The sequence below is a fragment of the Planctomicrobium stercoris genome (assembly GCF_051465655.1).
In the GTDB taxonomy this organism is placed as follows: Bacteria; Planctomycetota; Planctomycetia; order Planctomycetales; family Planctomycetaceae; genus Planctomicrobium.
The window spans coordinates 2537385-2564071 of sequence record NZ_CP195791.1 but is presented as its reverse complement, the minus strand read 5'-3'; the positions used below and the strand labels follow the sequence as shown (position 1 = coordinate 2564071).

Annotated in this window: 19 protein-coding genes; 10 read left to right on the top strand and 9 right to left on the bottom strand. The window is 57.1% G+C overall.

What is annotated here, in order from left to right; genetic code table 11:
- Positions 1-18: 18 nt before the first annotated feature.
- The 7 genes from glmS (at position 19) to SH661x_RS10605 (ending at position 12274) form a co-directional block, all read left to right on the top strand.
- A complete protein-coding gene (glmS, locus tag SH661x_RS10635) occupies positions 19-1881 on the top strand; it encodes a glutamine--fructose-6-phosphate transaminase (isomerizing) (protein ID WP_437230752.1) in 1863 nt (620 codons plus the stop codon).
- A 241-nt stretch (positions 1882-2122) separates the two neighbouring features.
- On the top strand, positions 2123-2935 hold the full coding sequence (locus SH661x_RS10630; protein ID WP_437231186.1) for an ABC transporter ATP-binding protein: 813 nt from the start codon (positions 2123-2125) through the stop codon (positions 2933-2935).
- Positions 2936-3030: 95 nt separating this feature from the next.
- Positions 3031-5871 (top strand): ABC transporter substrate-binding protein, encoded by a 2841-nt coding sequence (locus SH661x_RS10625; protein WP_437230750.1) that lies wholly within the window; start codon positions 3031-3033, stop codon positions 5869-5871.
- A 257-nt stretch (positions 5872-6128) separates the two neighbouring features.
- The gene (locus SH661x_RS10620) at positions 6129-7370 is read left to right on the top strand and encodes an MFS transporter (protein WP_437230748.1); all 1242 of its coding nucleotides are present in this window, start codon (positions 6129-6131) and stop codon (positions 7368-7370) included.
- Positions 7371-7490: 120 nt separating this feature from the next.
- Complete coding sequence (gene lepB, locus SH661x_RS10615; RefSeq protein ID WP_437230746.1) at positions 7491-9317, top strand: signal peptidase I; 1827 nt, start codon at positions 7491-7493, stop codon at positions 9315-9317.
- 531 nt (positions 9318-9848) lie between these two features.
- On the top strand, positions 9849-10724 hold the full coding sequence (locus tag SH661x_RS10610) for an SDR family oxidoreductase (protein ID WP_437230744.1): 876 nt from the start codon (positions 9849-9851) through the stop codon (positions 10722-10724).
- A gap of 23 nt (positions 10725-10747) precedes the next feature.
- Positions 10748-12274: an FAD-dependent oxidoreductase gene (locus tag SH661x_RS10605; protein ID WP_437230742.1), complete on the top strand. Its 1527-nt coding sequence runs from the start codon at positions 10748-10750 to the stop codon at positions 12272-12274.
- A 13-nt stretch (positions 12275-12287) separates the two neighbouring features.
- Here the strand turns inward: SH661x_RS10605 and SH661x_RS10600 are convergent, their stop codons facing one another.
- Entirely contained in the window at positions 12288-12695 is a 408-nt protein-coding gene (locus SH661x_RS10600; RefSeq protein WP_437230740.1) for a hypothetical protein, read from the bottom strand.
- Positions 12696-12761: 66 nt separating this feature from the next.
- Entirely contained in the window at positions 12762-13670 is a 909-nt protein-coding gene (locus SH661x_RS10595) for a DUF1559 family PulG-like putative transporter (protein ID WP_437230738.1), read from the bottom strand.
- A 361-nt stretch (positions 13671-14031) separates the two neighbouring features.
- Between SH661x_RS10595 and SH661x_RS10590 the strand changes: the two genes are divergently transcribed.
- The 3 genes from SH661x_RS10590 (at position 14032) to SH661x_RS10580 (ending at position 17977) form a co-directional block, all read left to right on the top strand.
- Complete coding sequence (locus SH661x_RS10590) at positions 14032-14568, top strand: sigma-70 family RNA polymerase sigma factor (protein ID WP_437230736.1); 537 nt, start codon at positions 14032-14034, stop codon at positions 14566-14568.
- Complete coding sequence (locus tag SH661x_RS10585; RefSeq protein ID WP_437230734.1) at positions 14565-16112, top strand: FecR domain-containing protein; 1548 nt, start codon at positions 14565-14567, stop codon at positions 16110-16112. Before SH661x_RS10590 ends, SH661x_RS10585 begins: the two co-directional genes overlap by 4 nt.
- A gap of 338 nt (positions 16113-16450) precedes the next feature.
- Positions 16451-17977 (top strand): DUF4080 domain-containing protein, encoded by a 1527-nt coding sequence (locus SH661x_RS10580; protein WP_437230732.1) that lies wholly within the window; start codon positions 16451-16453, stop codon positions 17975-17977.
- 25 nt (positions 17978-18002) lie between these two features.
- On the opposite strand, the gene cydB is transcribed toward SH661x_RS10580, so the two are convergent.
- From cydB to gcvPA, 7 genes are all read right to left on the bottom strand, one after another.
- Positions 18003-19076 carry a cytochrome d ubiquinol oxidase subunit II gene (gene cydB / locus SH661x_RS10575; RefSeq protein ID WP_437230730.1) on the bottom strand — a complete coding sequence of 358 codons (1074 nt, stop codon included), beginning with the start codon at positions 19074-19076 and terminating at the stop codon, positions 18003-18005.
- Positions 19077-19085: 9 nt separating this feature from the next.
- On the bottom strand, positions 19086-20414 hold the full coding sequence (locus SH661x_RS10570; RefSeq protein WP_437230728.1) for a cytochrome ubiquinol oxidase subunit I: 1329 nt from the start codon (positions 20412-20414) through the stop codon (positions 19086-19088).
- A gap of 80 nt (positions 20415-20494) precedes the next feature.
- Entirely contained in the window at positions 20495-21661 is a 1167-nt protein-coding gene (locus tag SH661x_RS10565) for a cupin domain-containing protein (protein ID WP_437230726.1), read from the bottom strand.
- Positions 21662-22087: 426 nt separating this feature from the next.
- The gene (locus tag SH661x_RS10560) at positions 22088-22705 is read right to left on the bottom strand and encodes a Yip1 family protein (protein ID WP_437230724.1); all 618 of its coding nucleotides are present in this window, start codon (positions 22703-22705) and stop codon (positions 22088-22090) included.
- A 128-nt stretch (positions 22706-22833) separates the two neighbouring features.
- On the bottom strand, positions 22834-23508 hold the full coding sequence (locus SH661x_RS10555) for an MIP/aquaporin family protein (protein WP_437230722.1): 675 nt from the start codon (positions 23506-23508) through the stop codon (positions 22834-22836).
- 158 nt (positions 23509-23666) lie between these two features.
- Complete coding sequence (gcvPB, locus tag SH661x_RS10550; protein WP_437230720.1) at positions 23667-25130, bottom strand: aminomethyl-transferring glycine dehydrogenase subunit GcvPB; 1464 nt, start codon at positions 25128-25130, stop codon at positions 23667-23669.
- A gap of 67 nt (positions 25131-25197) precedes the next feature.
- The gene (gene gcvPA / locus SH661x_RS10545) at positions 25198-26538 is read right to left on the bottom strand and encodes an aminomethyl-transferring glycine dehydrogenase subunit GcvPA (RefSeq protein ID WP_437230718.1); all 1341 of its coding nucleotides are present in this window, start codon (positions 26536-26538) and stop codon (positions 25198-25200) included.
- Between the last annotated feature and the right edge of the window lie 149 nt (positions 26539-26687).

The following is a 26687-nucleotide window of genomic DNA, read 5'->3' as shown; positions in this document are numbered from 1 at the left end:
TTCAAGGATTGAGACACAATGTGTGGCATCGTCGGTTACGTTGGACATCGGGACGTCAGCAACTTCCTGCTGGAAGGCCTGCATCGCCTGGAATATCGCGGGTATGACAGCGCCGGGATCGCGGTCGCTGAAAAGAACGGAATTGTGATCCGGAAGAAAACCGGTCGCGTGCAGGAACTTGCGTCGCTGGTGGACGAACTTCCTGTCAAAGGGACATCCGGAATCGGACATACCCGCTGGGCGACCCACGGAGCCCCGTGTGATAAGAACTCCCACCCGCACATCGGCGGTTCAGGCGAAGTGGTGCTGGTTCACAACGGTGTCATCGAGAATTACGCGTCTCTGCGAGGCCAGTTGCAAGGGTTGGGATTCGTCTTTCACACAGACACAGATACCGAAGTGGTGGCCCATCTGCTGGCCCATCATCTCGAAGAGCAGGTCAAACTCGGAGGGAATTCGGCAGATTCTGCCACTTGCCTGCAGGCCCTGGAAATCACCCTTCGCAAGCTGAAGGGAACCTACGGGCTGGCGGTCATGTTCCGCGACTGCCCGAACCTGCTGATTGCCGCCCGTAACGGCAGCCCGCTGGTGGTTGGAATCGGTGAAAATGAATACTTTCTTGCCAGCGACGGCACCCCGCTGGTCGGATACACGGATCAAGTGGTTTACCTCGCCGATCATGAACTCGCGATCCTTACGCCCGATGGCATGGAACTTCTGCATCGCGATACCGGTCGGCAGTCTCCATCCATCAAAACGCTGAATCAGGTTTCGACGGACATCGAACTGGGGGACTTCCCTCATTACATGCTCAAGGAGATCTTCGAGCAGCCGCACACCATCGAGAACGCTCTGCGCGGCCGCCTTGACGATGACGAAGCGACTGCCCGATTCGGGGGTTTGAACCTGACCTCTAATCAACTCCGCCACATTGACCGCATCGTGTTGACCGCGTGCGGCACCAGCTGGCACGCTGGACTGGTCGGCGAATATCTGATTGAAGAGTTCGCACGAATTCCTGTCGAAGTTGAATACGCCAGCGAACTGCGCTACCGCAACCCGCCACTCTCCGACCGCACCATGGTCTTTGCGATCACCCAGAGTGGTGAGACCGCGGACACCCTGGCAGCCATGCGTGAATGCAAACGCAAAGGACATCCGACACTCGCCATCTGTAATGTCGTCGGTTCGACGATCGCCCGCGAAGCGGATGGGGGAGTTTACCTGCACGCCGGATCAGAAATCGGAGTGGCTTCGACGAAAGCCTTCACGTCGCAGGTGACCGTGCTGACGATGCTGGCTCTCTACTTCGGTCGCATGCGGCACATGTCGTATCAGGCGGGGAAGAACATCATCCGGGCATTGCGCTCAATGCCGGAACATGTCGAAAACGCTCTCACCTGCAACGACGCTGTTCAGGAGATTGCGGCCAAGTACTACAACAACTCGAACTTCCTGTACATGGGCCGGCTCTACAACTTCCCGGTCGCTCTCGAAGGGGCCCTGAAGCTCAAAGAGATCAGCTACATTCACGCTGAAGGTTATCCTGCTGCTGAAATGAAACACGGGCCGATCGCCCTGGTCGATGAAAATACCCCCAGCGTCTTTATCGTGCCCAAAGGGGGGATCTATCCAAAGGTGCTCAGTAATCTGGAAGAGGTCAAAGCTCGCAAAGGTCCCGTCATCGCGATTGCGTGTGAAGGAGACAAGCGGGTCGCCGAGCTGGCAGACGACGTCATCTACATCCCCGAAACGGATGAATGCCTGACGCCGCTGGTCACCAGCATTCCGCTGCAGCTGCTCGCCTATCACATTGCGTTGATGCGGGGATGCAACGTCGACCGGCCGCGGAATCTGGCCAAGAGCGTCACTGTCGAATAACCAAACAGAGAATCGCCCCTGATTTGCCTGCGGCGTCCTGTCAAAAATGACGGTTCTCCGACCGGATTCGGTGGCTGCAATTCGGCAAAGCGGATCTGGCCGGCTCAGTTCATGACAAGCGGGCGCGGAAACTCTATCATCTTCGGACTTGAACCGGAGAGCGGGTCCGGGCAACGTCGATCGTCGTCCACGTGAGTCCCTGACTGCTTCTCCATCACGACTGCCTCTCAGGGTCCTGATGATGCTTGAAATGCGGGGAATGAGGAAAACGTTCTTTGCGGGAACGCCCAATGAAGTTCGCGCCCTGCAGGGAGTCGACCTGACGATTCAACAGGGCTCGTTCGTCGTCGTGATCGGAACCAATGGTTCCGGGAAATCGACGCTGCTGAATGCCGTGGCGGGAACGTTTCTACTCGATCAGGGATCAATCCGACTCGACGGGAAAGAGATCACGAACCTCCCGGAACATCGCCGTGCAAAGCTGATCGGCCGGGTCTTCCAGGATCCCTTCAGCGGAACCGCACCCAACATGACGATTGCTGAGAATCTGGCACTCGCCGCAAGGCGCGGTCGGTTTCGCGGACTGGGCCTCGCGCTGAATGGCCGCAGAAAATCAGAACTCCGGGACCGGGTCGCTGCCATGGGCCTGAACCTGGAAAATCGACTGAACAACCCGATCGGCACGTTATCCGGCGGACAGCGTCAGTCCCTCACCTTGCTGATGGCGGGACTCCTTCGCCCGGCACTGCTGCTTCTGGATGAACACACTGCCGCTCTGGATCCCAAGAGTGCCGATCAGGTGATCCGTCTGACGCAGGAGATGATCTCCAAAGACAAACTGACCACGCTGATGGTCACACACTCCATGCAGCAGGCCGCCACGCTGGGGGACCGGTTGATCATGATGGACCGGGGACAGATCATCTATGACATCAGTGGGTCGGAGAAGCAGCGGCTTCGTCCCGAAGAGTTACTGGCCCGGTTCGAAGACGTTCGACGATCGAACCAGCTGGACGAATCGACCGCAGCGATGCTCCGCCGTCAATATGTCTGAACGTGCGGAATCTTCACTCCGCATCGTTCCCCGTACACGACCCGACGGTCGCTTCCTGCCCCTGACGTAGAAGACCTGAAAAGGAAATCTGACGAATGAAATACTTCATGCTGCTGGTCCGGCATCTGGGAGTCGGCATCGCACTGATCCTGATCGCAGCGGCCATCCTGCTCTTTACCGATCCGAAACGGCATCGGGCACCGACTCAGACACAGGCCACCCGGCGACCGAAAGTGGCGATCGTCAATTACACCTCCATCAACGTCCTCGAAGAAGGGGAGGCGGGTTTCATTGCGGGACTGGCTGCCGACGGGTATGTCGACGGGCAGAATGTTGTCCTGAAGAAATTCAATGCGGAAGGGGACCGACCCACCGCCATCCTCATCGCGAAGGAAGTGGTCGGACAGGACTATGATCTCATCACGACGATCTCAACTCCCACGCTGCAGGCGGTCGCGGGAGCGAATCGGGAGACGAAGCGGCCGCACCTGTTTACCCTGTGCACTGATCCCTGGGCAGCAGGGGTTGGACTCAGCCATGACAAGGACGTCCCGCAACCGGCGTACATGACCGGGTACGGCACGATGCAGCCTGTGACTGCACTCTTCAAACTCGCCCGCATTGCCAACCCCCATCTGAAGAAAGTGGGAGTGGCGTGGAATCCGGCCGAATCCAATTCTGAAGCATCAACCAAAGCGGCCCGTGCGATCTGTCAGGAACTGGGGATCGAGCTTGTTGAAGTGACGGTCGATTCCTCATCAGCGGTGCTGGATGCCGCTCGCGCGTTGGTGAGCAGAGGTGTCGAGGCGATCTGGGCGGGCGGAGACACCACCGTCTCAGCGGGGATGGATGGGATTGTCGCAACAGCGCGGGAAGCCCATCTCCCCGTCTTCACGAACATGCCCGGAGACGTCAAGAAGGGGGTGATGTTCGCACTGGGAGCCGACTACTTCGAAGTCGGATTCACATCAGGTCAACTGGCGGCACAGCTGCTCAAAGGGAAGTCCCCCTCGGATTTCCCGGTGAAGAATTACGTCCCGGAGAAACTCGGCCTGAATGAAGTTGTCTGGGAAGGGACTCCCGGATGGACCATGCCTGCGGAGTGGAAACAGCGGGCCAAACTGCGGATCGACGCTTCTGGCGTGCATGAGGCCGCTCGTGAAACCCCCAAAGCGGCAGTCTCCCAACCTGCTCCGAATCGGACCTATCGCGTCTCCATCGCGTATTTCGCTCCCAATGCCGCCAGTGAGTCCGCGATTGCAGGGCTTCAGCAAAAGCTTGGCGAGCTGGGATTCGTCAAAGGAAAGAACGTTGAATATCAGGTCGAACATGCACAGGGAGACATGGCGCTGATCCCCGCGCTCATGCAGAAACTGGATCAGTCAGACACAGACCTGATTGTCAGCCTGACGACTCCCTGTCTCACCGCAGCCTGCACCATGGTCAAAAGCAAGCCGGTCGTCTTCACTGAAGTGTACGATCCGCTGGCAGCAGGAGCCGGAACGTCAGCCACCGAGCACGTCCCGCACGTGACCGGAGTCGGCTCGTTCCCTCCCATCGAAAAGATGTTCGATACCATGCAGCGGATCATCCCGAACCTGAAAACGGTCGGCGTGGTGTACAACAGCGGTGAGGCGAATTCCCGCAAAGCGATTGACGTCGCCCGCAAGCTTGCAGCGGAAAAAGGTCTCACGCTCGAAGAATCGACTGTGACCAACTCCAGCGAAATCCTTCAGGCGGCACAGGTGCTGGCCCAGAAGAATGTGGATGTGCTCTGGGAGCTGGGGGACAACACCGTCACTCAGGGACTGGAAGCACTGATCAAAGCAGGACTCGATGCACGTATTCCTGTTGTGAACAGTGACGCCGAAGCTGCAGCACGCGGATCTCTGGTGGGAGTGGGAATCCGGTTCTTCGACAGCGGATATGCCGCTGGAGAGCTGGCAGCACGGGTCCTGCTGGGAGAGAGTCCGAGCAACCTCCCATTCGAAGAGGTGGCTCAAGTCAGCATCGCGGCCAATCTGGACACCGCCAAAAAACTGGACCGGGAGTTCCAGCCAGACTTTCTGCGTGACTGCAGCATGTTTCACGGCGCGCGATCACGGCTGGATCGGCCATTGCGTGTCGCCTTTGTTGAACTCGTGGAAGGACCGTCGCTGGAAGCGGCTGCCGCTGGTGTCCAGACAGGTCTGAAGGAAGCAGGACTGGTGCTTGATCAGGACATCACCTTTCAGAAGTACAACGCGCAGGGAGATCTCACCCAGCTGCCGCAGATCTTTCAGACAATCGATGGGACTTCACCTGACCTGATCATCACGTCGACCACCCCTGCGATGATCGCCGCTGCCCGTGCAACAAAGACAACGCCCATTGTCTTCACCGTGGCCAGCAATCCGCCGGATGTGGGTGTCTATCCCGTGGGCGAGCAGCAACCCAACCTCGTCGGGGTCTATGACGATCCTCCGATTGCAGACCTGCTGAAACTCGCAGAGCGCCGCGAGGGATCGATCAAAACTGTCGGAACCATCTGGAACCCAGCTGAACCGAACTCGGAGATCTCCGTCAAACGTCTGCGGGCCGCCTGTAAAGAGCAGGGGATTCAACTTGTCGAACGCCATGCAGCTGCCGCGAATGAGTTACGGGATGTCACCAGCGCGATCTGCCTGACCGGGATCGATATCCTCGTGGTCTCCGCCGACAACGTGACCAGCTCCGGGTTTCCTGCCATCATCTCGGTGACGCAGTCGCAGAAGATTCCGGTCTACTGCACAGAGCCCGATCTGGTGAAGAAGGGAGCAGCCGCCGCCATTGGAATCGACTACAGCGACTGGGGCAAACAATCCGCAGCTCTGGCAGCTCAGATCCTGGCAGGGGTTCCGGTCGAAACAATTTCCTCAGAGAAGGTCCGTTCGGTCCGGCCAGTCACAGCGGATTAAAGTCGTCGCGGTTTACTTATTGCATTTTGTCTTAGCGGGCATTGCAAAGTATTCGGTGTCATGCAGGCTGATATTAAATCGACCACCGGATACCATGCGCCGAAATTCCGCGGGCACGCTGAATTCATGACCACTTCACCGCATCTTGTGAAAGGGTCAATTCACAGCACCCGGACTCAAAGGGAGGACTCCACTCAGGTCGCCATTCTTCGTGACGAATACGTTTCGCACCACTGATTCCCCCTCCGCGAGTCCCGATGAAATTCAAGCTCTCCCCATCGACAGTGCTTCTCCTGCTGCTTGTTCTGGCAATCGGCATTAACTATGTCGATCGCGGCAGCCTGTCGATCGTGAAGACCGATGTGGCTGCGGAGTTCCAACTGGACGACGCTCAGATGGGACTGCTGTTTTCAGCATTCTTCTGGAGCTACGCGCTGTCCCAGATCGCCACCGGCTGGATCGTTGACCGGTTCAAAGTGAAGTGGGTCTACGCTGCCGGCTTTCTGATCTGGTCCGTGGCGACCATCCTGATGGGCTTCTCTTCGAACTTCACAATGCTGCTGATCCTTCGGCTCGTTCTGGGATTCGGTGAAAGCGTGGCGTATCCGGCAACATCGCGGTTTATTGTGATGCACTTCGATGAAGGTCGGCGCGGTCTGGCGAACTCACTGATCGATGCAGCCACGAAGCTTGGACCCGCGCTCAGCATTCTCTTCGGCGGGCTGGTCGTCGCGAACTACGGCTGGCGGGCTCTCTTCTACGTCATCGGCCTGGGAAGCCTGTTCTGGCTGCCGCTATGGTTCTGGTTTGCTCCCTCTCAATCAGAAGGAGCAGTCGTCCGCTCGGAGAAGCTGGGCACGGTCGGATGGTCTCAGCTGCTGGCTCGCAAAGAAGTCTGGGGAACGTCCCTGGGGTTTTTCAGCCTGGGATACACCTGGGCGTTTCTGTTGTCATGGCTCCCGTCGTACCTGGAAAAAGCGAGAGGCTTTTCCAAGGAATCGATGGCGATCTTCGGAGCGATGCCGTTCACTGCGATGGCAGCCACTGCCATTTTCGGAGGCTGGCTGTCCGACTCCTGGATCCGGCGAGGGGCAAGTCCCACTCGCATTCGAAAGGGATTTCTGATCGGCGGCTTCCTGCTGTGTGCGATCTTCATGTATGCCGCGATGGCCTCGCCCGATTCGAGGGTCTGCATTGTTTTGCTTTGCCTGGCGTGTGCTTCACTGGGACTGTACACCTCGAACGCCTGGGCACTGACCCAGACGCTGGCAGGCCCTAAAGCAGCGGGGCAATGGACAGGAATTCAGAACGCGATCGGGAACATCGGAGGGGCGATTTCACCGGCATTGACCGGCTGGCTCGTCCGGGAAAGCGGCACCTATTCCTCGGCATTTGCAGCCGCCTCCCTCATCCTGGTCGCTGGCGTGCTGACCTATCCATTCATGATTGGGGAAGTGGCCCCATTGAAATGGCGTCGGCCGGAAGAATCTGTTCACTGACACGACCCAACTGCTCTGCGGAACAACTTTCGGCCTACCGGTTTTGGTTTTCACAGCCAGCATCTATACTTCAATCTGGATGAACCGGGATGAAGTTCAACTGGTGTGAGAGCAGGATCGATGTCGAAAATCGAAGAGAAGCCCGTGGAGGCTCCCAAGGCCGCCAAAGCTGCAGAGCCAGCTGCCGCGCCCCCGAAGCCCAGGGAGAGCACGCGGGACACTGTCGAATCGATCCTGTTTGCCTTCGTGCTGGCCTTCCTGTTCCGCACCTTCGAAGCGGAAGCGTTCGTCATCCCGACCGGTTCCATGGCTCCCACTCTGTACGGGAGACATAAGGAAACCAACTGCTCGGCGTGTGGTCACCACATTGTCGTCGGAGCGAGCCATGAAGTGATTGCTGAGATCGGATACCTCGCACCGGATTCACGGCTGCGGGCGGCCATCTGTCCCAACTGCGGATTTCAGAACGATCAGCTGTTTGACGCCCTCGCGTTCAACGGGGACCGAATCCTGGTGAACAAGTTCCCGTATGAGTTCGGGGAACCGCACCGCTGGGACGTGTTCGTCTTCAAGTATCCCTCGGAACCGCAGACCAACTACATCAAACGGCTTGTCGGCCTTCCGAATGAAACGCTCCGCATCCGCAACGGGAACCTCTACCGCGTGGAAGACGGTGATGAAAAGATTCTGCGAAAGACTCCCGAGAAGCAGCGCATTCTCCAGATTCCGGTTTACGACGATCAGGACTATCCCGCCAAGCTGGTCGAGGCTGGCTGGCCGGAACGCTGGGCAGCAGTGACCGCGGGGAAAGTCGGACTGGTCCCCGGCTGGGAAGAGACCAAAGAGGGATGGCAGGCCGACCGCAAGAACCGGACCTACACGATCACTCAGGAGCAGAGCCGGGAAACTGCATGGTTGCGGTACCGGCATTTCTTTGCCATGCCCGAGGACTGGCGTTCCTTCCGCCAGGAGATTCCACTTCAGCCGCACGCCCGACTGGTGGGTGACTTCTGCGGATATAACGCCACCATCGGTGATCACGCTGCCGATGCCCGCGTGGCCGATGAAGTGGACTTCGGGCCGTACTGGGTCCCGGATCTGACGTTGAACTTCGAGGTCCAGATCAAAGCTGCCGATGAAAACGGCGAGCTGCTGCTTGAACTGTGCGAGGGGACATCGTGGTATCGATGCCGGATCGCCGTCACCAGCGGAGAGGCGGTGCTGGAAGAAGTCAATTCCCAGATGAATGAACGCACTGTGGAACTCGCCCGCGCCCCCACCCCCGTCCGCGTCGGTGGGACGTACGACATTTCATTCGCCAACGTTGATGAGCGGCTCTGTCTGTGGGTCAACAACTCCCTGATCGATTTCAAGAAAGGGGCACTCCTGAACGAGTCGGGTGCCACCGGAAACACGCTTCCGACCGACCGTGACCTCACCCCGGTCGGGATCGCCGCACGGGGCCTCTCAGCCACCGTCTCCCAGCTGTTCCTGGAACGGGATATGTATTACCGCGTCGGATTCCCCGGCCGCAGCTACGAATATCTCGAACATGAGCTGACCCGCAACATGGATGACCCGGAAGCGTGGGGCCAGATCTATTCCCGGCATTCCGATCAGGTCGCGGAGAGGACCATGGAAATCGGTCCCGAACATTTTCTGGCGTTCGGGGACAACAGCCCGCAGAGCAACGACAGCCGCATGTGGAGCCTCGGCAACGAAGCGGTTCCGAGAAAGTATCTCGTCGGAAAGGCGTTCTGGATCTACTGGCCGCACGGGATTCCATTCCTGAATGGGGGCCGCGGATTTCCGGTCACTTATCACTACGAACAGCCTGATCCTCGACGTCATCCCCAGCAACAGGGAAGGCCGGTCAAGGTGGAAGACTATCCACGCTACACCCTGCCGTTTTATCCGCAGTTCGATCGCATGCAGCGCATCCGCTAGACCAGTTTGGTCTATCATGTGCAGGCGATTCCGGGTTTTTACCGCATGAAAGTCCATATTATCGCCTGCGGAACGTAATAGATTATTTGCAAAACCGCTCTAGGCCCCCCGGTCTCAGGAGAGTGTGGCGGCGATTCAGGGAGATTTGCTCTCAGCCTCAGACTGCGACACACTTCAAAAAAGTGTGATGAGTCCGTCTCGAAGAGAACAATCCCGCATGATGAAGTTGAGCGTGCGCGCTGGTCGGCAGGCGCGCTCCCTGACTGCTGATGGACCACGTCCATTCTCTCCGGGATTCTCCTTTTTGTCTTCTCGATTCTGCGATCCTCCTTTGCAGGCCAGTTTCTGTCGAATCCCGGGGCTCAGGGTCTGAGGTCCCAGCGACGAGGAACAGGAAATGCTTCGCTGAATCCTCCGGAGTCAGTGCATCAAGCATCAAAGATGCAAGCCCGCTCGCGCTCGCGGACCGTCCCTGGGCCGGTTTCTCCGCTCACGCACATCCGTGCGAACGACATCGAAAGGACACTTGTCATGGCGACCCGACAAAAGGAACCGAAGTCACCTCTCCCGCCCCAGATACAGAAGAAGCCGGGACTGGATTCGGCCATGAGTCCGGTGCCCCGCTTTCGAGCTCCACTCTATCGTGGATCGGGAAAACTCGAGGGGAAAGTCGCACTCATTACCGGGGGCGATTCGGGAATCGGAAAATCGGTCGCGGTCCTGTACGCGAGAGAAGGAGCCAATGTCGCGATCGTCTACCTGAAAGCAGAACAGTCCGACGCCGAAGCAACGCAGAAGGCCATCGAGGAAGAAGGACAGAAGGCACTGCTGATTCCCGGAGATGTCACCGATCCGCAGTTCTGCCGCGAAGCTGTCGAGAAAACCGTCAAGGAGTTCGGACAACTTGACGTCCTCGTCAACAACGCAGCCTATCAGGAAACACATGAGTCGCCAGAAGAGATCACCGATGAAGAATGGGACCTGACGTTCCGCACGAATATCTTCGGTTACTTTTACATGGTGAAAGCCGCGCTGCCTCATCTGAAAAAAGGGTCAACCATCATCAACACCGGTTCCATTACCGGACTCGAAGGGAATAAAACGCTGATCGATTACGCCTCGACAAAAGGGGCAATTCACGCCTTTACGAAGTCGCTGGCCCAGAACCTTGCCGAGCGGGAAATCCGCGTAAACTGTGTCGCACCCGGACCGATCTGGACTCCGTTGCAACCTGTCTCCAAACCTGCGGAAGAGGTTGCCGAGCACGGAGCAGACACTCCGATGAAGCGCCCCGGCCAACCGGAAGAAGTTGCTCCAGCCTTCGTCTTCTTCGCCTCCGAAGCGGATTCGAGCTACATCAGCGGAGAAATCATGACGGTCCTCGGTGGTGAGACCCGGGCAGGCTGATCACTGTTTGAAAGATGAGGTGAATGATGAATCTCGCAGAACTTCAGAGTGAATCTGTCTGGCTTGATAAGCCTCGGCCCGAGTTCCGCTCGTTAAATCAAAATGCCCGCTTCGATGTTGCGGTGATCGGCGGCGGCATCACGGGACTGACGGCAGCGTATCTGCTCAAACAGGCAGGAAAAACTGTCGCAGTGTTTGAGAAAGGGTCGATCGGAGATCACGAAACCGGTCATACGACGGCCCATCTGGTTTACGTCACCGATGCGCGGCTGAAAGAACTCACGAAGAAGTTCGGAAAAGATGAGGCGAGACTTGTCTGGCTGGCTGGCAGGTTGGCCATCGACACGATTGAGCAGATCAGCCTGGAGCAGGGGATCGAATGCCAGTTTCAAAGAGTCCCCGGGTTCCTGAGCGCGCCGTTCACCGGCGAAGAATTCGATTCGTCACAGCTCGAGGAGGAAGCCAGACTCGCTCAGGAGCTGGGCTTTGAAGCGACCTATCAGGACGCGATCCCCTTGCGGGAACTCCCTGCGGTCCGCTATTCCGATCAGGCTCTCTTCCATCCGATCAAATACCTTTCCGGACTTGCTGCTGCCGTTCATGGAGGGGGTAGCGAAGTTTACTGTCACAGCGAGATGACGGAAGCCAGGAACGATCCGCTCACCATCACGGTCAATGGATTCGAGGTCAGTTGCGAGCGACTGGTGATCGCGACGCACGTCCCGTTGGCGGGTGTTGCGGGAGTGGTTTCGGCAGCGATGCTTCAAACCAAACTGGCAGCATATTCCACCTACGCCGTCGGCGCGGTGATCCCGCCCGGGTCACTCCCCGCCGGAAGCTATAACGACACCTCAGACCCGTATTACTATCTCCGAGTGCAATCGCACGAGGGTCAGGCTTACGCAATTCTGGGGGGAGAAGATCATAAGACCGGACAAGCCAGTGAAGAGGAGATCGCCATCCGCTATCAACGGCTCGAGACTCTCCTCGAGCAGCTGATTCCCGGTGCACACGTGGATCATCGATGGTCGGGTCAGGTCATCGAGACCAACGACGACCTCCCCTTTATCGGCCCCGAAAACGATCACCAGTTCGCAGCGACCGGGTATGCCGGCAACGGAATGACATTCGGGACACTCGCCGGGATCATGGCGTGCGACTGGGTTCTGGGACGAGACAATCCCTGGTCCGACCTTTTGCATGTGGGACGCAAAAAGATCCGGGGAGGAACCTGGAGGTATCTCACTGAGAATGCAGACTATCCTTATTACCTGCTCAAAGGGTACTTGAAAGGAGTTCGAGGAACGGACCTGGATCAGATTCCCCCGGGCGAAGGCTGCGTGCTGAAAGTTGACGGAAAGCGTCGCGCCGTATACCGACACCCGGATGGAACTCTCTCAAGCTGTTCAGCCATCTGCACCCATATGGGCTGCGTTGTGAGATGGAACGGCCCCGAAAAGACCTGGGACTGCCCTTGCCACGGATCCCGATTTAACACCGACGGCGAGGTCATTGCGGGACCCGCGGAGTCTCCACTGAGCACCGAATAACGACAGATTGGGGCTACTTGGTCACCGGGACTTCGAAGTCACGTTTCTCTGCTCCGTGATGCAGGTCCAATTTGATTTCGTAGTTGGGGAACAGGGGGCGGGTTCCCAGATCAGGGACCTTGGGGTCGATCAATTCAAGATCGCTGCCTGTGATGGTGATGGTATGCGGACCGCCAAGATGGCCTCTGCCATCGATCTGCGTGTCGTATCGACCTTCAGTAATTGGGGCATACCCGGCTCCCACGGAGCTCCCATCCGGACTCAATGCGATCCTTCCCGATGGAACCGGCTTTCCGTCATAGGTCACGTTTCCACTGAGACGATATCGCTGCGGACCGCTCTCAGAACTGCAGCCATTCAGTTCCAGGACAACGCATAACATCGACATCATCCCCAGCAGTCCTGCTCGTCGTATCTTCATTTTTCCGCCAGACGTTGATTCGAGACCGAAAAGCTTTCAGGAGTAACCTTCACCTGATGATGGCGATCAGAAGTCGCCGACCGGATTGCCGTCGGAATAATTGTAGAGATTCTGATAAAGATAATTGCCGGTTGCTGTAGATGCTGCTGTGGGGTCAGTCTGGATGTTCTCACTGAGGAATCGGACCGAGCCGTCACACAGAAGGAAATGGGCTCCACCAACATGCAGGCTGGTCCAGGCATCGCGCGTATTATTTCCGTCGCCTGACCAGGAACTTGTCGCAGAGGTGGAACTGAAATTAGCGGCAGTTCCGACCCAGTTCGTATTGATGGGGTGTCTGGCCTGGCCTGAATAACCCGTCGACGTGTCGTAGTGCATTCCGAGCCAGATTCCTCCCAGGCTCTTCCGGCCCCCGTCAGCATAAACGCGAGCTCGTTCTCCGGCCAGAATCGTCGCACTGGTTCCGTCAGTGATGTCCCGGATTCGCCGATTTGTATTCTGGTGTGAGATGCGAACAGAGATCGGGTAGTTCGACTTACCGTGACTCAGGAAATTCGGATTGATCTTCTCACCCACATCGGACGGACAGTTGTAAACCGGCAGGAAGGTCCGGGTCGTCGTGTTGGCTGCCGGCAAGTTCCCTCCCTGGGGATTCAACGACACATACAGCGGTGCCTGGTCGATGAACGGCAACAGGAAGACTCCCCAGCCCCAGCAGTTTGTCTTCGTCGTCGGGATCGACGGCCAGGTCATGGACTCGTAGACAAATCCAGGAGGAAACACGCTATGGGTGTCGTGATAATTGTGTAGTCCCAGGCCAATCTGCTTAAGGTTGTTTTTACACTGACTCCGTCGCGCCGCCTCCCGCGCCTGCTGGACGGCGGGGAGCAGCAGGGCAATCAACACCGCGATGATTGCGATCACCACGAGTAGCTCAATCAGGGTGAAGGCCCTGCGGTCGAGACCATGTTTCATGAACTTCGACTCCACATAAGAAAGAAATTTTTAGGGACGTGCAATGAAAGGGCCGTTGAGGTCTCAAAAATCGCAAACACTTGCGCCTGGTTCATTTCTGCAGATCCGGCGATGATCCCAAGGGGCGAGAATTTGAATGCTGTCAGGTATTGTGTGTCAGGCTCAAAAGTTGCCAAAAATCTTCAAATTTCTTTGTTCTTCCGTTTTCTGAGTCAGGTTTCGATTTTGTTGGCCAGTTTGCAATCAGACTGACAATACCCAGATGAAGAATCAAAGACCAAAGCCTTCAGCTCCTCGGCGTCATGGTGTTTCGCAGGCGGAGACCTTCATTTCATCCATCTCAACTTCTTCGTTTTCACCCGTGAACTCTCCAGAAGCCCCGGTGGAGCAGCGGCAATTCGTCGACCTGTTTCTGTCGAATCAGCACAGGATCTATCGCTTTGTCGCGTCGGCCGTCCCCCAGTGGGTGGAGACTGAAGAGATTTTTCAGCAAACCTGCCTGACATTGTGGGAACGCTGGGACCAGTTTCGCCCCGATGGCGATTTCGTTCAATGGGCCTGCGGAATCGCCATCGGACATCTGCGAAATCACGTCCGCAAAAAGCAGAACCATCAGGTCCTGTTTGAAGAATCGGTCCTGGAACAACTTGCCTTGTCTCATATCGAAAATCACTCCCAGCTCGAAGAGTTGCATCAGGCACTTCGGGAATGCGTTCAGCGCCTCCCTGCGGAAAATCGGCGGATCATCCTGCGGTGTTACGACGGCCAGACAACCCCTCGGGAGGCTGCGGAACTCGAGGGAAAAACGCTTAACGTTCTTTACAAACTGCTCCGTAAAACACGAGCACTCCTTTACCACTGCATCACCCGCCGCGTCGCGGAATGGCGTGCAACATGACATCGATCCCCGCCCCGTTTCAGGAATCCACACGTCTGCGTGAGCTGGTCGAACGTTACTGCGAAGGACTGCTTGATGACGCCGAAATGGCTGAACTGCAGCAGTCCATCGCGACTGATGATTCGGCCCGTGCATACTTTCTCACCTGCCTGACAATTCACTCAGGGCTGAAGTGGGAAGTGCGACGAGGGGCATTCCCCCAGCCTGATCTGATCTCTGAATTGCTTCCAGCAGTCCCCGCTCGCAATACCCTCAGCAAATGGCTCCCGCTGGCCATCGTTGCGCTGGTGGTCCCCATGGCCGTCACGCTGGCCCTTTGGGTCCTGCCAACCAGGAATGGCGAATTGCGGGAACCGGCCGCGTCCCATTCACCAGCAACACCCGCCCCTGCCGGGGGAGAAGCGCCCGGCGCAGTCGTGGCGACCCTCACCGGAATCACGTCACGTGTGCTTGTGGAGCGAAACGGATTGTCATTTCCCGCATCAGCCGGGATGGACATTGTTGCCAACGACGCCTTGCGTGTTCCTTCGGGCGGAGAAGCCCTGATTCGGCTGCCGAACTCCGCCAGGATCCAACTGGGACCTCGTTCTGAACTCGCATTCAAGCATGAGGGACGCCCCGAACTCCTCTCCGGATTCGCCGAAGTCGACGCGACACAAAATCCACGTGACCTGTCCTGGAGCCTGCGGACTCCCAATTCGGATACTGAAATCCGCACATCTCGATTTGCGATCGGGACACGGCCTGAGCTCACTCACGTCCGCGTCGCGGAAGGAGCAGTCAGTGTATTGCGACGAAGCGATGGGGCCATGCTGGATGTCGCGGAAGGATATTGTTCCACCGTCGCACAGGACAGCTTCCTGAGAAACCCCAGCCGCTATGGGACAGCCCTTCTTGTCGTTTCTACCAAGGAGTACGTCAGCTGGAACAAATTCAATCGACTGGTCGGGGACCGATTGATTGACAACCGACTGTGGCAATCGGCGTTATCCGTGAAGATCAGGACGCTTCCAGAGTTGAGTCCCGAGGACATGGAAGACTGTGCCGTCATCATCATTTCCGTTTTTGAATATGGAGATGATGAGCAGCGGTTCCGGGATTCCGGAATCGCCGACTTGAAGATCCCGGTCATCTGTCTGGAACCCGCTGGATTTCGGGTGATGGGAATGACTGGTCACAAACTCGGAACCGATTTTTCTTATGTCCCCACCGCCGCCAATCTCGATCTCGTGCAGCCCGGCCATCCCCTCGCAGCTGGCCTGGACAACCAGACGCTAGGCCTTTTTCCGCCGAAGATGAAACGCCACATGGGCTGGGCTCGCCCCGCAGGAGATGCACATCAGATCGCTCGCATACAGGGGAGTGAAAACCAGTGGGTCCTGTTCGGGTTTGATCGCGGTGAAGCGATGTTCGACCGCACGGCGCCGGAACGCAGAGTCGGCTTTTTCATTAGCCCGCAGGAGATCGAGGAGGATTCCATTGTGCTGCAGTTCATCGACGCAGCGATTCAATGGTGCGTGGAACAACAGTCGAACCGGCTGTAGGAGCGAGATCACGCCGGGATTGGTGGGGAATGAATATTGTCTGAGGAAAGGATTTGTCATTTGTCATTTGTCATTTGTCATTTGTCATTGGGAATTGGGAATTGGGAATTGGGAATTGGGAATTGGGAATTGGGAATTGGGAATTGGGAATTGGGGCAACTCCTGCTGGGATACTTCACTGGCCAAATGACAATTGAGAAATGACCAATGACAATTCTTCCCAGCGCCATCACGACTTGAACTAACACCAGGCAACACGCACACCACGGTCTGGGTGTTTCTTTCCATGGGAACCAGCTAAAGTCGACTCAGGCAACACATTCCCTGAAGTCGCACTGATGTCTGAGATCGTCCTGGCCACCTTGAACGCCCGTTACTGCCACACAGCGTTCGGGCTGCGCTATCTTCTGGCGAACATGGGGCCGTTGCGGGAACAGACCCGGCTGATGGAATTCGGGATCAATGACAACAGCGTCGACGTCCTCGCGCAGCTGCTGGCTGAACGTCCTCGCATCATCGGCCTGGGAGTCTATATCTGGAACGTCGAACCGTTGACGCGGCTGGTTGCCGATCTCCGGCGGCTCTGCCCGGAAATCACGATCGTTCTGGGAGGGCCTGAAGTCAGCTACGAAGCTGCCGGACAGCAGATCGTCGAACTGGCGGACTACGTCATCAGCGGGGAAGCGGATCACGCATTCACAGAACTGTGTCAGAAGATCCTTCAGAGATGTGCGCCGTCGGAGAAATTTCATTCAGCAGGAATCCCCCCGCTGGATCAGATCACTCTTCCTTACGAACTGTACTCGGAAGAAGACATTGCGCATCGCGTGATTTACGTGGAAGCCTCCCGGGGCTGCCCGTTTACGTGTGAATTCTGTCTGTCCGCTCTGGAGATCCCGGTGCGGACGTTCCCGCTGGAGACGTTTCTCGCACAGATGCAACTCCTGCTGGACCGTGGTGCCCGGCAGTTCAAGTTCGTTGACCGCACGTTCAACCTCAACCTGCGGTTCAGCCAGGCGATTCTGCAGTTCTTCCTGGACCGCTATCAGCCGGACCTGTTTCTGCATTTCGAAATGATTCCGGATCGACTCCCTGCATCATTACGCGAACTGATTCAGAAGTTCCCGGCGGGGTCGCTGCAGTTTGAAATCGGGGTGCAGACGTTCAACGATGACGTGGGAGTTCTCATCAGTCGCAGGCAGGACAACGACCGGTTGGAGGAGAATTTTCGATTCCTGCGAACAGAAACCGGCGTGCATATTCACGCCGATCTGATTGTCGGGCTGCCGGGCGAAGATTTGGAAAGCTTCGCCCGGGGATTCGATCGTCTGGTGTCGCTCGAACCGCAGGAAATTCAGGTCGGGCTGCTCAAGCGACTTCGCGGAACTCCCATCGTGCGTCACGATGAACCGTTCCACATGATCTACAGCCCGTCGCCTCCCTATGAGATTCTCTCGACCGGCAGCTTGACCTTCGATGAAATTCATCAGATGCGCAGGTTTGCGAGATACTGGGATCTGATCGCCAACAGCGGGAATTTCATCCGCACCCGTCCGTTAATCTGGAGTAACGGAGCCTCTCCATTCTGGTCGTTCCGGCAACTCGCGGAATGGCTGTATCAGACTGAACGGAAGACGCACGGCATCCCGCTGCCGAGACTCGCTGAGCTCCTTTTCGACTTCCTCACGAAGGAGAAGGGCGTCGCAGAGGAACTTGTCGCGCAGACGATCTGGCAGGACTACACGCAGGGGGGACGCGAGGACATGCCGGTTTTCCTCAGACGGTTTGACCTGCCTCCCGCCCGACCCCGCGAGAAGCGGCCGGGGTCATTGCCCACGCGGCAGGCCCGCCACGTGCAGATGTGAGCGAATGCCCATCACGCAGCGTCTCTTACTGGAGCTGCCCGGGAGCCTCGGAAGATGGCAGGCTTCCGTAATCTTCGGATTCGACTTTCCTCCGGATCGAATAGAACAGGAAGACGAAGTACCCAATGGCCAGACTGATTCCGAGCATCCACCAGCCAATCGCGGTCTTCAAACCGAATTCGCTTGCAGAAGTGTTCGAGATGGTGAGATGAAACGCGGAATCGACGGTCGATCTCAACCAGACTGGATAGGTCGCGACGACGATTGTGGAAAGCAGACTGAGCAGGAACACGCACGAAGCTGCAAACGCGGGCAGTTCCTTGTGATGGTTCAATGCGTAACGAATGGCGCCGAAGCCTCCCAGCGCCAGCACAACAAGGATGAGTGACCACGGTCGAGCGATCAGGTTGCCGAAGACCTCAGGGCGCAGCCAGGCGGTCGCTGCAGTGACGGCAATCCACAGAACCAGCGTTCCACGCCAGCACTGATACGCACAGGTGCGGCTCCGGGACTGCACCGGGCCCGTCGTTCTCCAGATGAGAAAGAGTGCCCCGTGTGCAGCCAGTGCCATGAGCGTGAACAGGCCGACCAGCAGCGTGTACCAGTCAAAGACGCCGACATTGCCATCAGGAAGAAAGTTGGTGAAGAGCGGCATTCCCGAGAGTCCCTTTTCATTCAGCGGAACTCCACGCACCAGATTCCCCAGCGTCGTCCCAATCACCAGCGCCAGCAGCGCGGAAGCGACCGTAAAGATCCCGTCCCAGAACTGTCTCCAGAGAAGATTTTCCTGATGAACCCGAAATTCAATCGCCACTCCCCTGAGAATCAGGAGCCACAGAACGATCATGAGCGCCATGTAGAAGCCGCTGAAGGTCACGGCATACATGCGAGGAAAGGTCGCGAATAGCACCCCACCCGCAGCGACGAGCCAGACTTCATTGCCGTCCCAGATGGGACCGATCGAAGAGAGCACCGTCCGTCGTTCCGCATCGGATTTCGCGACGAAGAAATGCAGAATGCCGACGCCGAAATCGAAACCATCGAGCACCGCATAAATCGCCAGCATGCCCCAGACGATGACAAACCAGGTCGTTTCCATGTTGTTCTTTCAGTGGTGAGCTGGTGCGGGACCGCGATTGAGTTCTTTCAGGACATTCACCACAAACAGACCACCCAGCAACAGGTAAAGTCCTGCAAATCCCAGTGTCGTAAAGATGACGTCACCCGGGTTGACGTGCTGGGAGTCGGCATCGGCCGTTCGCATCAGACCGTAGATGACCCAGGGCTGACGCCCCAGTTCCGCGGTCCACCAGCCCGCTGTCGTCGCGATGTAGGGGAATGGAAATGCGAGCATGAGGATCCACATCATCAGCCGCGACTGCATCAACTTCCCTCGCCACAGCAGGTACGCGGAGAGCCCCATCACGAGAATGAACATGGTCCCCAGACCGACCATAATGTGATAGCAGTAATAGAGCAGTTCGACATTGTCCGGCCATTCCTCCTTCGGAAAATCGTTCAGTCCATGCACGGTGCTTCCGAAAGTTCCATACGCCAGAAAGCTGAGCATTCCGGGAACGACAATCGGATTCTCGAGCCGCTCCTTGGCCAGGTTCGGCTGTCCGATGATCGCCAGTTCCGCGTACGGCCCACCTTCAAAAATTCCTTCCATAGCAGCGAGCGTGACTGGCTGATGTGTGGCGACCATCTTTCCATGGACATCACCTGCTGGAAACGCGACGAGTACCGATGAAAGCAGGCCGGAAATGACTCCAATCCGCAGGCACAAAGCAGCCTGATCCTTGAACATGTTCATCAGCGTCCAGTAGGCCCCCGCCGCTGTGACGACGAACGAAGCCGTGACCACCGAAGCGAGCATGTTATGGATGTACTGCCAGATGGCCCACGGGTTCAGAAGAAACGCCGACAGACTCTCCAGATGCAGCACCCCATCTTCGCCCACACGATGCCCGACCGGATGCTGCATGAAGGCATTGGCGACGATGATGAAGTACCCCGACATCCAGGCCCCGGTCATCAGTGCGATGGCGACCGCCAGATGGCGTTTGGGGCCGAGCTGCTTTTCACCGAACAGAAACAGCCCTAAAAACGTCGACTCCAGAAAGAACGCGAACACCCCTTCGATCGCCAGCGTCTGCCCGACAACTTCCCCGGCATAAGCGGAGAAACGGGACCAGTTGGTGCCGAACTGAAACTCCAGCGGGATCCCGGTCACCACTCCCATCACGAAATTCAGGCCGAAGATGCGTGCCCAGAACCTGGCGATCTGGTTGAAGTGTTCATCGTTCCTGCGAACAGCCAGCAGCTTCATCACCACGATCAACAGGGCGAGCCCCATCGTCAGCTGTGGAAACAGATAGTGGTACGTCACGGAGAACGCGAACTGAATTCGGTGCCACGTCAGTCCATGATCCATGATGCCTGCCTGCTTCAACGAAGCTCAAAGGTGTTCAATCGATGAAGACGCTTCATCAACATGCTTCCGTCCAAACCGGTCTATCGTGAAATAAACACATCGGACTTCGGGAACTTCTCGAAGACCGCTGCCGGCTGATTGAAGTTCGTTGCGAGCACATCAACGGGGTTGCCAGCGATCCATTGCGAGAGGTCGATCTTCTCATACGTTCCCGTGTTCAGGGCGATCAGGATCCGGCTTGTCGTCTTGCCGACATTTTCGATGGAGTGTCCATATCCCTGCGGGATGTACCCGACATCCCCCGCGTGCAGCGTCTCTGTACGGAATCGACCGTGCGAACCGAACATCGTGACGCTCAGCTCGCCTGAAATGACGTATTGCCATTCATCCGCGGTCGGATGCCAGTGCAGCTCACGCAACGCCCCCGGCTCCAGATCCAGGACGACTCCAGTAATTGTCGTCGAAATGGGAAAGCTGGAAGAATCGACCCGCCATTCCCGCCCCCCTTTGAACGTTCCGTGTGGAGGCTGGGACAGAAACTGATACTTGTGAGTGAGCGCCGGCGGCTGCAGGCCGTGAAGGGTGGGCTGAGGTTTCTCGGGAGGAATCGCCCCCTTGGCGAAATAGACCTCTTCCTTCGGAAACGTTTTGAACGTCTCAGCGGGAACTCCAAAATTCTTGGCCAGCAGCTCCGGAGGGGCGTGACCGATCCAGTCCGAGATGCTGAACGTGCCGAACTCGGAGAAATATCCGTTGTCGAAAATGAGGATGAAGTGGCACGGCTCATTCCCCAGGCACTCGAGGACGTGTCCATGCCCGCGTGGAAAATACCAGACGTCGCCCGGGTCGAAGTCGTTAATCTCCGCTGATCCGTCCGGAGAAATCACCGTCGTCCTCACCCGGCCGTTGAGCACAAGCGCCCATTCAGCGGCAGTGGCATGCCAGTGCAGCTCCCGCATCACGCCCGGTTCCAGCCGCATCGAGACACCGGCAATCCCTTTTGAAATCGGGAGCTGTTCGATAGTCGCTTCCTTGCCGAAGCTGTTGCCCACCACTTTCCCTTCGGACTTTTCGAGTTCGAATTTGAAAGTGGGGAGTTCTTTTCCAGATGCGACGGGATCAGGCACGTTGTTCATGAAACTCGGATCTCCGGCCAGGGTTTGATTTCGTGAGAGTAGTCCTGCGGTGGTCACTGCTGCCAGAAGCGTTGCTCCCGTCACAAATTCTCGTCGATCCAAGTGGTCCATGAATTCAGCCTGACGTTGCATTCAACACAGGCATCTTGACGGTACGCAAACGCATCGGCCTGTGTCCGGGACTGTTAAAACTGCATACGAAGCGACGCTCCCGGGACAACAGCTTTTCCACGACGACCAGAAGCGACTCTTCCGTTCACACTGTTTCAGTACGACGTTTTAACATCTGGAGTCCCCGCCGTCACACACTCCAACGTTGGAAAAACGCGAAGTTTCATCGGCAGGAAATTTTGCATCGCGAGCGCTAAATGTCATCTTCAGCACTAAAACCGCACAATCGCCTGCAAGGATTGAGGATCCATTGATAACCCCAAGTGTTTTTGGCATTGATGCGTCTAAAAACGTTCACTCTCAATTGCGAGACTCGTGCTCCGTTGAAATCCACATTGATCGTAAGTTTCTCAAATTCATGATCGATCAGAGAAGCAACAACAGGATCCCCACAACCAGAATGATGATTGCGACGACGACCAGGAACGCGAGAAGCAGATTCGCAAACCCGCGCCAGGCAGAGACAAAACCTTGAACTTCAGCCACGGTTTTGGAAACGGAAATGTAAGTCCAGAAGGACAAAGCCAGCTGCAGCAGTGTGATTGCAAACAACAATGACTTCAGTGTGGGGTCTGCTTCGATCCTTGGAGCTTCTGACTTGAAAAGCTCAGATCCGAAGATGAGCAACATGGGGATCCACAGAAAGACACTTGCAATGTACGGGACTCCACCCCAGGCAATGGCTGCCGATAGCGATTCACGCGGTGCTTTTCCGCCAATCCACTTTCCGGTCCAGTGGACGAAATGAGAATAGAACCATAAGCTGAACATCCCGCCGAAGGGACCGAGGATGAGCGAGACCAGCAGGATCGTCTCCAGCGAACGGTGGTCACCGGCCCCCCGTTTCGCAACCCGGTTCAGCGTTTCACCAATTCCTGCGATGCCCGCGAGGATCAGGACTTCATGCCCCGGTCGATTCTCGATGATCTTCCGAATGGTCGCTCGGGGACGTGTCCAGATCGACAGCAATGGATTTTCAGACAAGATGCGGCCCCTTTTCTGCTTCCGAAAAACTAGTCCCGCGACGTTGAAAGTTGACTCGCCGCGATTGAACACGAGGAGTGATATCATCGTGACAATCAACTGAATTTGACCGGTCCGCACAGCGGACCCTACCGGGGGACTGAAGGCCGTACGCTGTGAAAGGCCAATACTCCCAGGGCAGCTCCGAGGACGGGTGCGGTTAAATAGATCAGAATTGAAGAGAGTTGTCCGCTGACGAGGGCAGGGCCCAGAGATCGTGCCGGGTTCATCGAGGCCCCGCTGATCGGGCCGGCGAACATCGCTTCCAGGGCAATCAACGAACCGATGGCTGTTCCCGCCATCAACCCTTTCTCCTGACTGCCGGTGGTCACGTTCAGGACGACAAACATCAGAATGGCAGTGAGGAGCAGCTCCAGAATAAAGGATTGCCACCACGGTCCGGCAGGGTGCGTGCCCCCGAGTCCGGGGTTCTCGAAAAACAGCAACCGCAACGTGGCACTGGCAAGAATCGCCCCCAGACACTGGCTGAGCACGTATGGAAGAACGAGCTTTCCGGGAAAGCGTTTGGCAACCCAGAAACCGATCGTCACCGCGGGGTTGATGTGAGCCCCGGAGATATCTCCGATCGTATAGATCAGAGTCATCACGACGAACCCGAACGTCAGGGCGATCCCCACATGTGTGATCTCCCCGCCGGAGACCTGATTGGCGACCACAGCCCCGGTCCCAGCGAACACCAGAATGTATGTTCCGATCACCTCTGCGATGAATTTATGGCGAGTCGCTGAAGCATCGGATGACATCCCGTTCTCCTGGGCAATCACACATCCAATCTGAACAAAGAACAATCACCGACAAGTCTGGGGCTGATCACGGATTCAATCCTCTGAACTGATCTTCCGTGGGTTCCGTCACTTCCGTGGTTCACATTTATTCATTGTGGCTGTGCCTTGCCGGGATTTTAATCCTTCACGCACGCCGTCCACTTCAACACTGGATTTCTGGCTGCGCTGACTTCATCCGGACGACGGACCGGGGTGTTGTGAGGAGCTTCGCGGAGCATCGCCGGATCTTCCGCGACGATCTTCTTGATCGTCTCAACGAAGGCGTCCATCGTCTCGCGCGATTCCGTTTCGGTCGGCTCGATCATCAGAGCTTCCGGAACCACCAGCGGGAAGTAGACCGTCGGAGCGTGATACCCGTAATCGAGCAGACGCTTGGCGATCTCCATGGCGCTGATCCCTTTTTCATCCTTGAGCTTCTTGGCGGAAGCGACGAACTCATGCATGCAGTATTCGCCATTGGGAACCGGCAAGACGTCCCGCAACTTCGCCCGCAGGTAGTTGGCATTAAGGAGTGCGTGTTCTGAAACGTCTCGCAGCCCCTTGGCTCCCAGCGTTCGCAGATAGAAATAACCCCGCATCAGGATGCCGACGTTTCCAAAGAACGAACGGACGCGGCCCACCGACTTGGCCGGGGTCGTCAGGTGATACTGCCCCTGATCATCCTTCGTCACAACCGGTCCCGGAAGGTAATCGGCAAGGAACGGACGGACCGCAATCGGACCGGATCCCGGCCCCCCGGCGCCGTGCGGGCCCGTGAAGGTCTTGTGCACGTTGTAGTGCATCATGTCGCCGCCGAAATCACCGGGACGCGTGATCCCGAGAATGGCGTTCATGTTCGCGCCGTCGATGTAGACCAGACCGCCGACGTCATGCAGGATCTGGCTGATCTTGGCGATGTCCTTTTCGAACAGTCCCAGCGTGTTCGGATTCGTCACCATGAACACGGCGGTGGATTCGTCGACCTTGGCCTTGAGTTCTTCCAGGTCGACAAACCCGGTTTTGGTCGGGCTCATCTGCACGCAATCGAACCCGGCCAGGGCTGCACTCGCGGGGTTGGTGCCGTGAGCACTCGCTGGGAAGATGACTTTGGTGCGTTTCTCACCACGGTCACGGAAATACGCGGCAGCGACCAGCAGTGCAGCAAATTCTCCTTGTGCCCCCGCTGCCGGCTGCAGAGATACAGAAGGAAGTCCGGCGATTTCGCCCAGCATCTGCTGCATCTCGAACAGAATCTGCAGCATCCCCTGCGAATCTTCAGGCCGGTGATACGGATGCAGATCGCCGATCCCGTGCAGACGGGCCAGCCGTTCGTGCCGCTTGGGGTTGTACTTCATCGTACAGCTACCGAGCGGATAGAAGTGCGTATCGACGCACATGTTCTTCGTCGACAGGTTGACGAAGTGCCGAACGACGTCCCCTTCGGAAAGTTCAGGCAGCGGCGGCGGTGAAGTTGCCTGCGCGGCTTCCGGGATCAGTTTATCCAGCGGGCGGGTCGGGACATCGCACGGCGGAAAAACAGCTGCGCGACGTCCAGAGACGGACATTTCAAAGAGAGACCGAGAGGCAAGGGTATTTCGCATGGCGATGAACTTCTGTCGATTCCGGATGCGGGCTGCTGGACTACGGAGGAAACCTGGATTGAAAATGTTATTTCAGCGACTGGACAAGGCTGTCGATCTGAGCCTTCGTCCGCGCCTCTGTCACCGCCACCTGAATTCCCGTCCCGAACTGCGACGAGAGTGAAGGGAACAACTTCAATTCCGGACCAATATCGAACCCTGCCTGAGCAGCTTTCGCGAGGACCTCTTCCACCGATTTTCCGGTCACCTTGATTGTGAACTCTTTGAAGAACGGAGCATCGAACATCAGCTCGATCCCCGGTACGGTCGAGAGCTGTTCAGCTGCGTAATGGGCTTTCTGGCAGCACAGCTCCGACGCTTCTTTCAGACCTTCCGGCCCCAGGAGCGAAAGGTAGACCGTGGCCCGCAATGCGAGCAGTCCCTGATTCGTACAGATGTTGCTGGTCGCTTTGTCGCGACGGATGTGCTGTTCGCGGGTCTGCAGCCCCAGGGCGTAGCACTCTCTGCCATCGCGGTCGACCGTGCGGGTGATCAGTCGCCCCGGCATCTTACGGACATACTCTTCGCGGCACGCCAGCACCCCCAGGTAGGGGCCGCCGTACTGCAGCGGGACGCCCATCGACTGCCCTTCCGACACCGCAATATCGACTCCATAGTCCCCCGGCCGTTTCAGAACTCCCAGGCTCAGCGGATCAAAGGAGACGACGGCGAGGGCCCCCTTGCGTTTCGTCAATGTGCACAGAGCTTCCGTGTCTTCCAGACACCCGAAGAAGTTGGGATGCTGGAAGATCAGGCAGGCTGTTTCCTCATCAACAAGTTCAGCTGCCCGATCCAGGTCAGTCCGGCCATTCCTCATGGGAATCGTGACAATCTCTGTCGGGAGATCCCGTGTATAAGTCTCCAGCACCTGACGGTATTCCGGATGCACCGTTTCGGAGATCGCGATTTTCGCATTGCGGTTATGCACCCGCATCGCCATGAACGCGGCTTCGCTGACGGCGGTTCCCCCTTCGTACAGACTGGCGTTGGAAACATCGAGCCCGGTCAGCTGACAGATCAACGACTGGTATTCGAAGAACGCCTGCAGCGACCCCTGGCTGGCTTCCGGCTGATAAGGAGTATAGGCGGTATAGAACTCACCACGGCTCGTGATTTCATCCACGACAGCAGGGATGAAGTGATCGTAGGCTCCGCCCCCCATGAAGCAGACGCGGTCGGCCACATTCCGTCCTGCAAGCTGACGGACGTGCTGCTCCAGTTCCAGCTCAGTCAACGCGGGGGGCAGGTCGAGATCACGATTCAAACGGAGCTCATCGGGAACCTGTCGCAGCAGCGTCTCCATCGATTCGACCCCGATGGCATCCAACATTTCCCGCTGCTGGGCGGACGTACTGTACAAATAAGCCAACTTGCGTTTCTCCTGTGAAAACACCTTCCACTCCGGGCGACGGATGAACCATTCGCCCGCGGAAGCTGGGAACCGCAAGATTAAGCTCTCTCCCACAAAAAAACGAATGCTCCGGTCCGAAATTTCCAATACGCCGGAGAAACATCAAT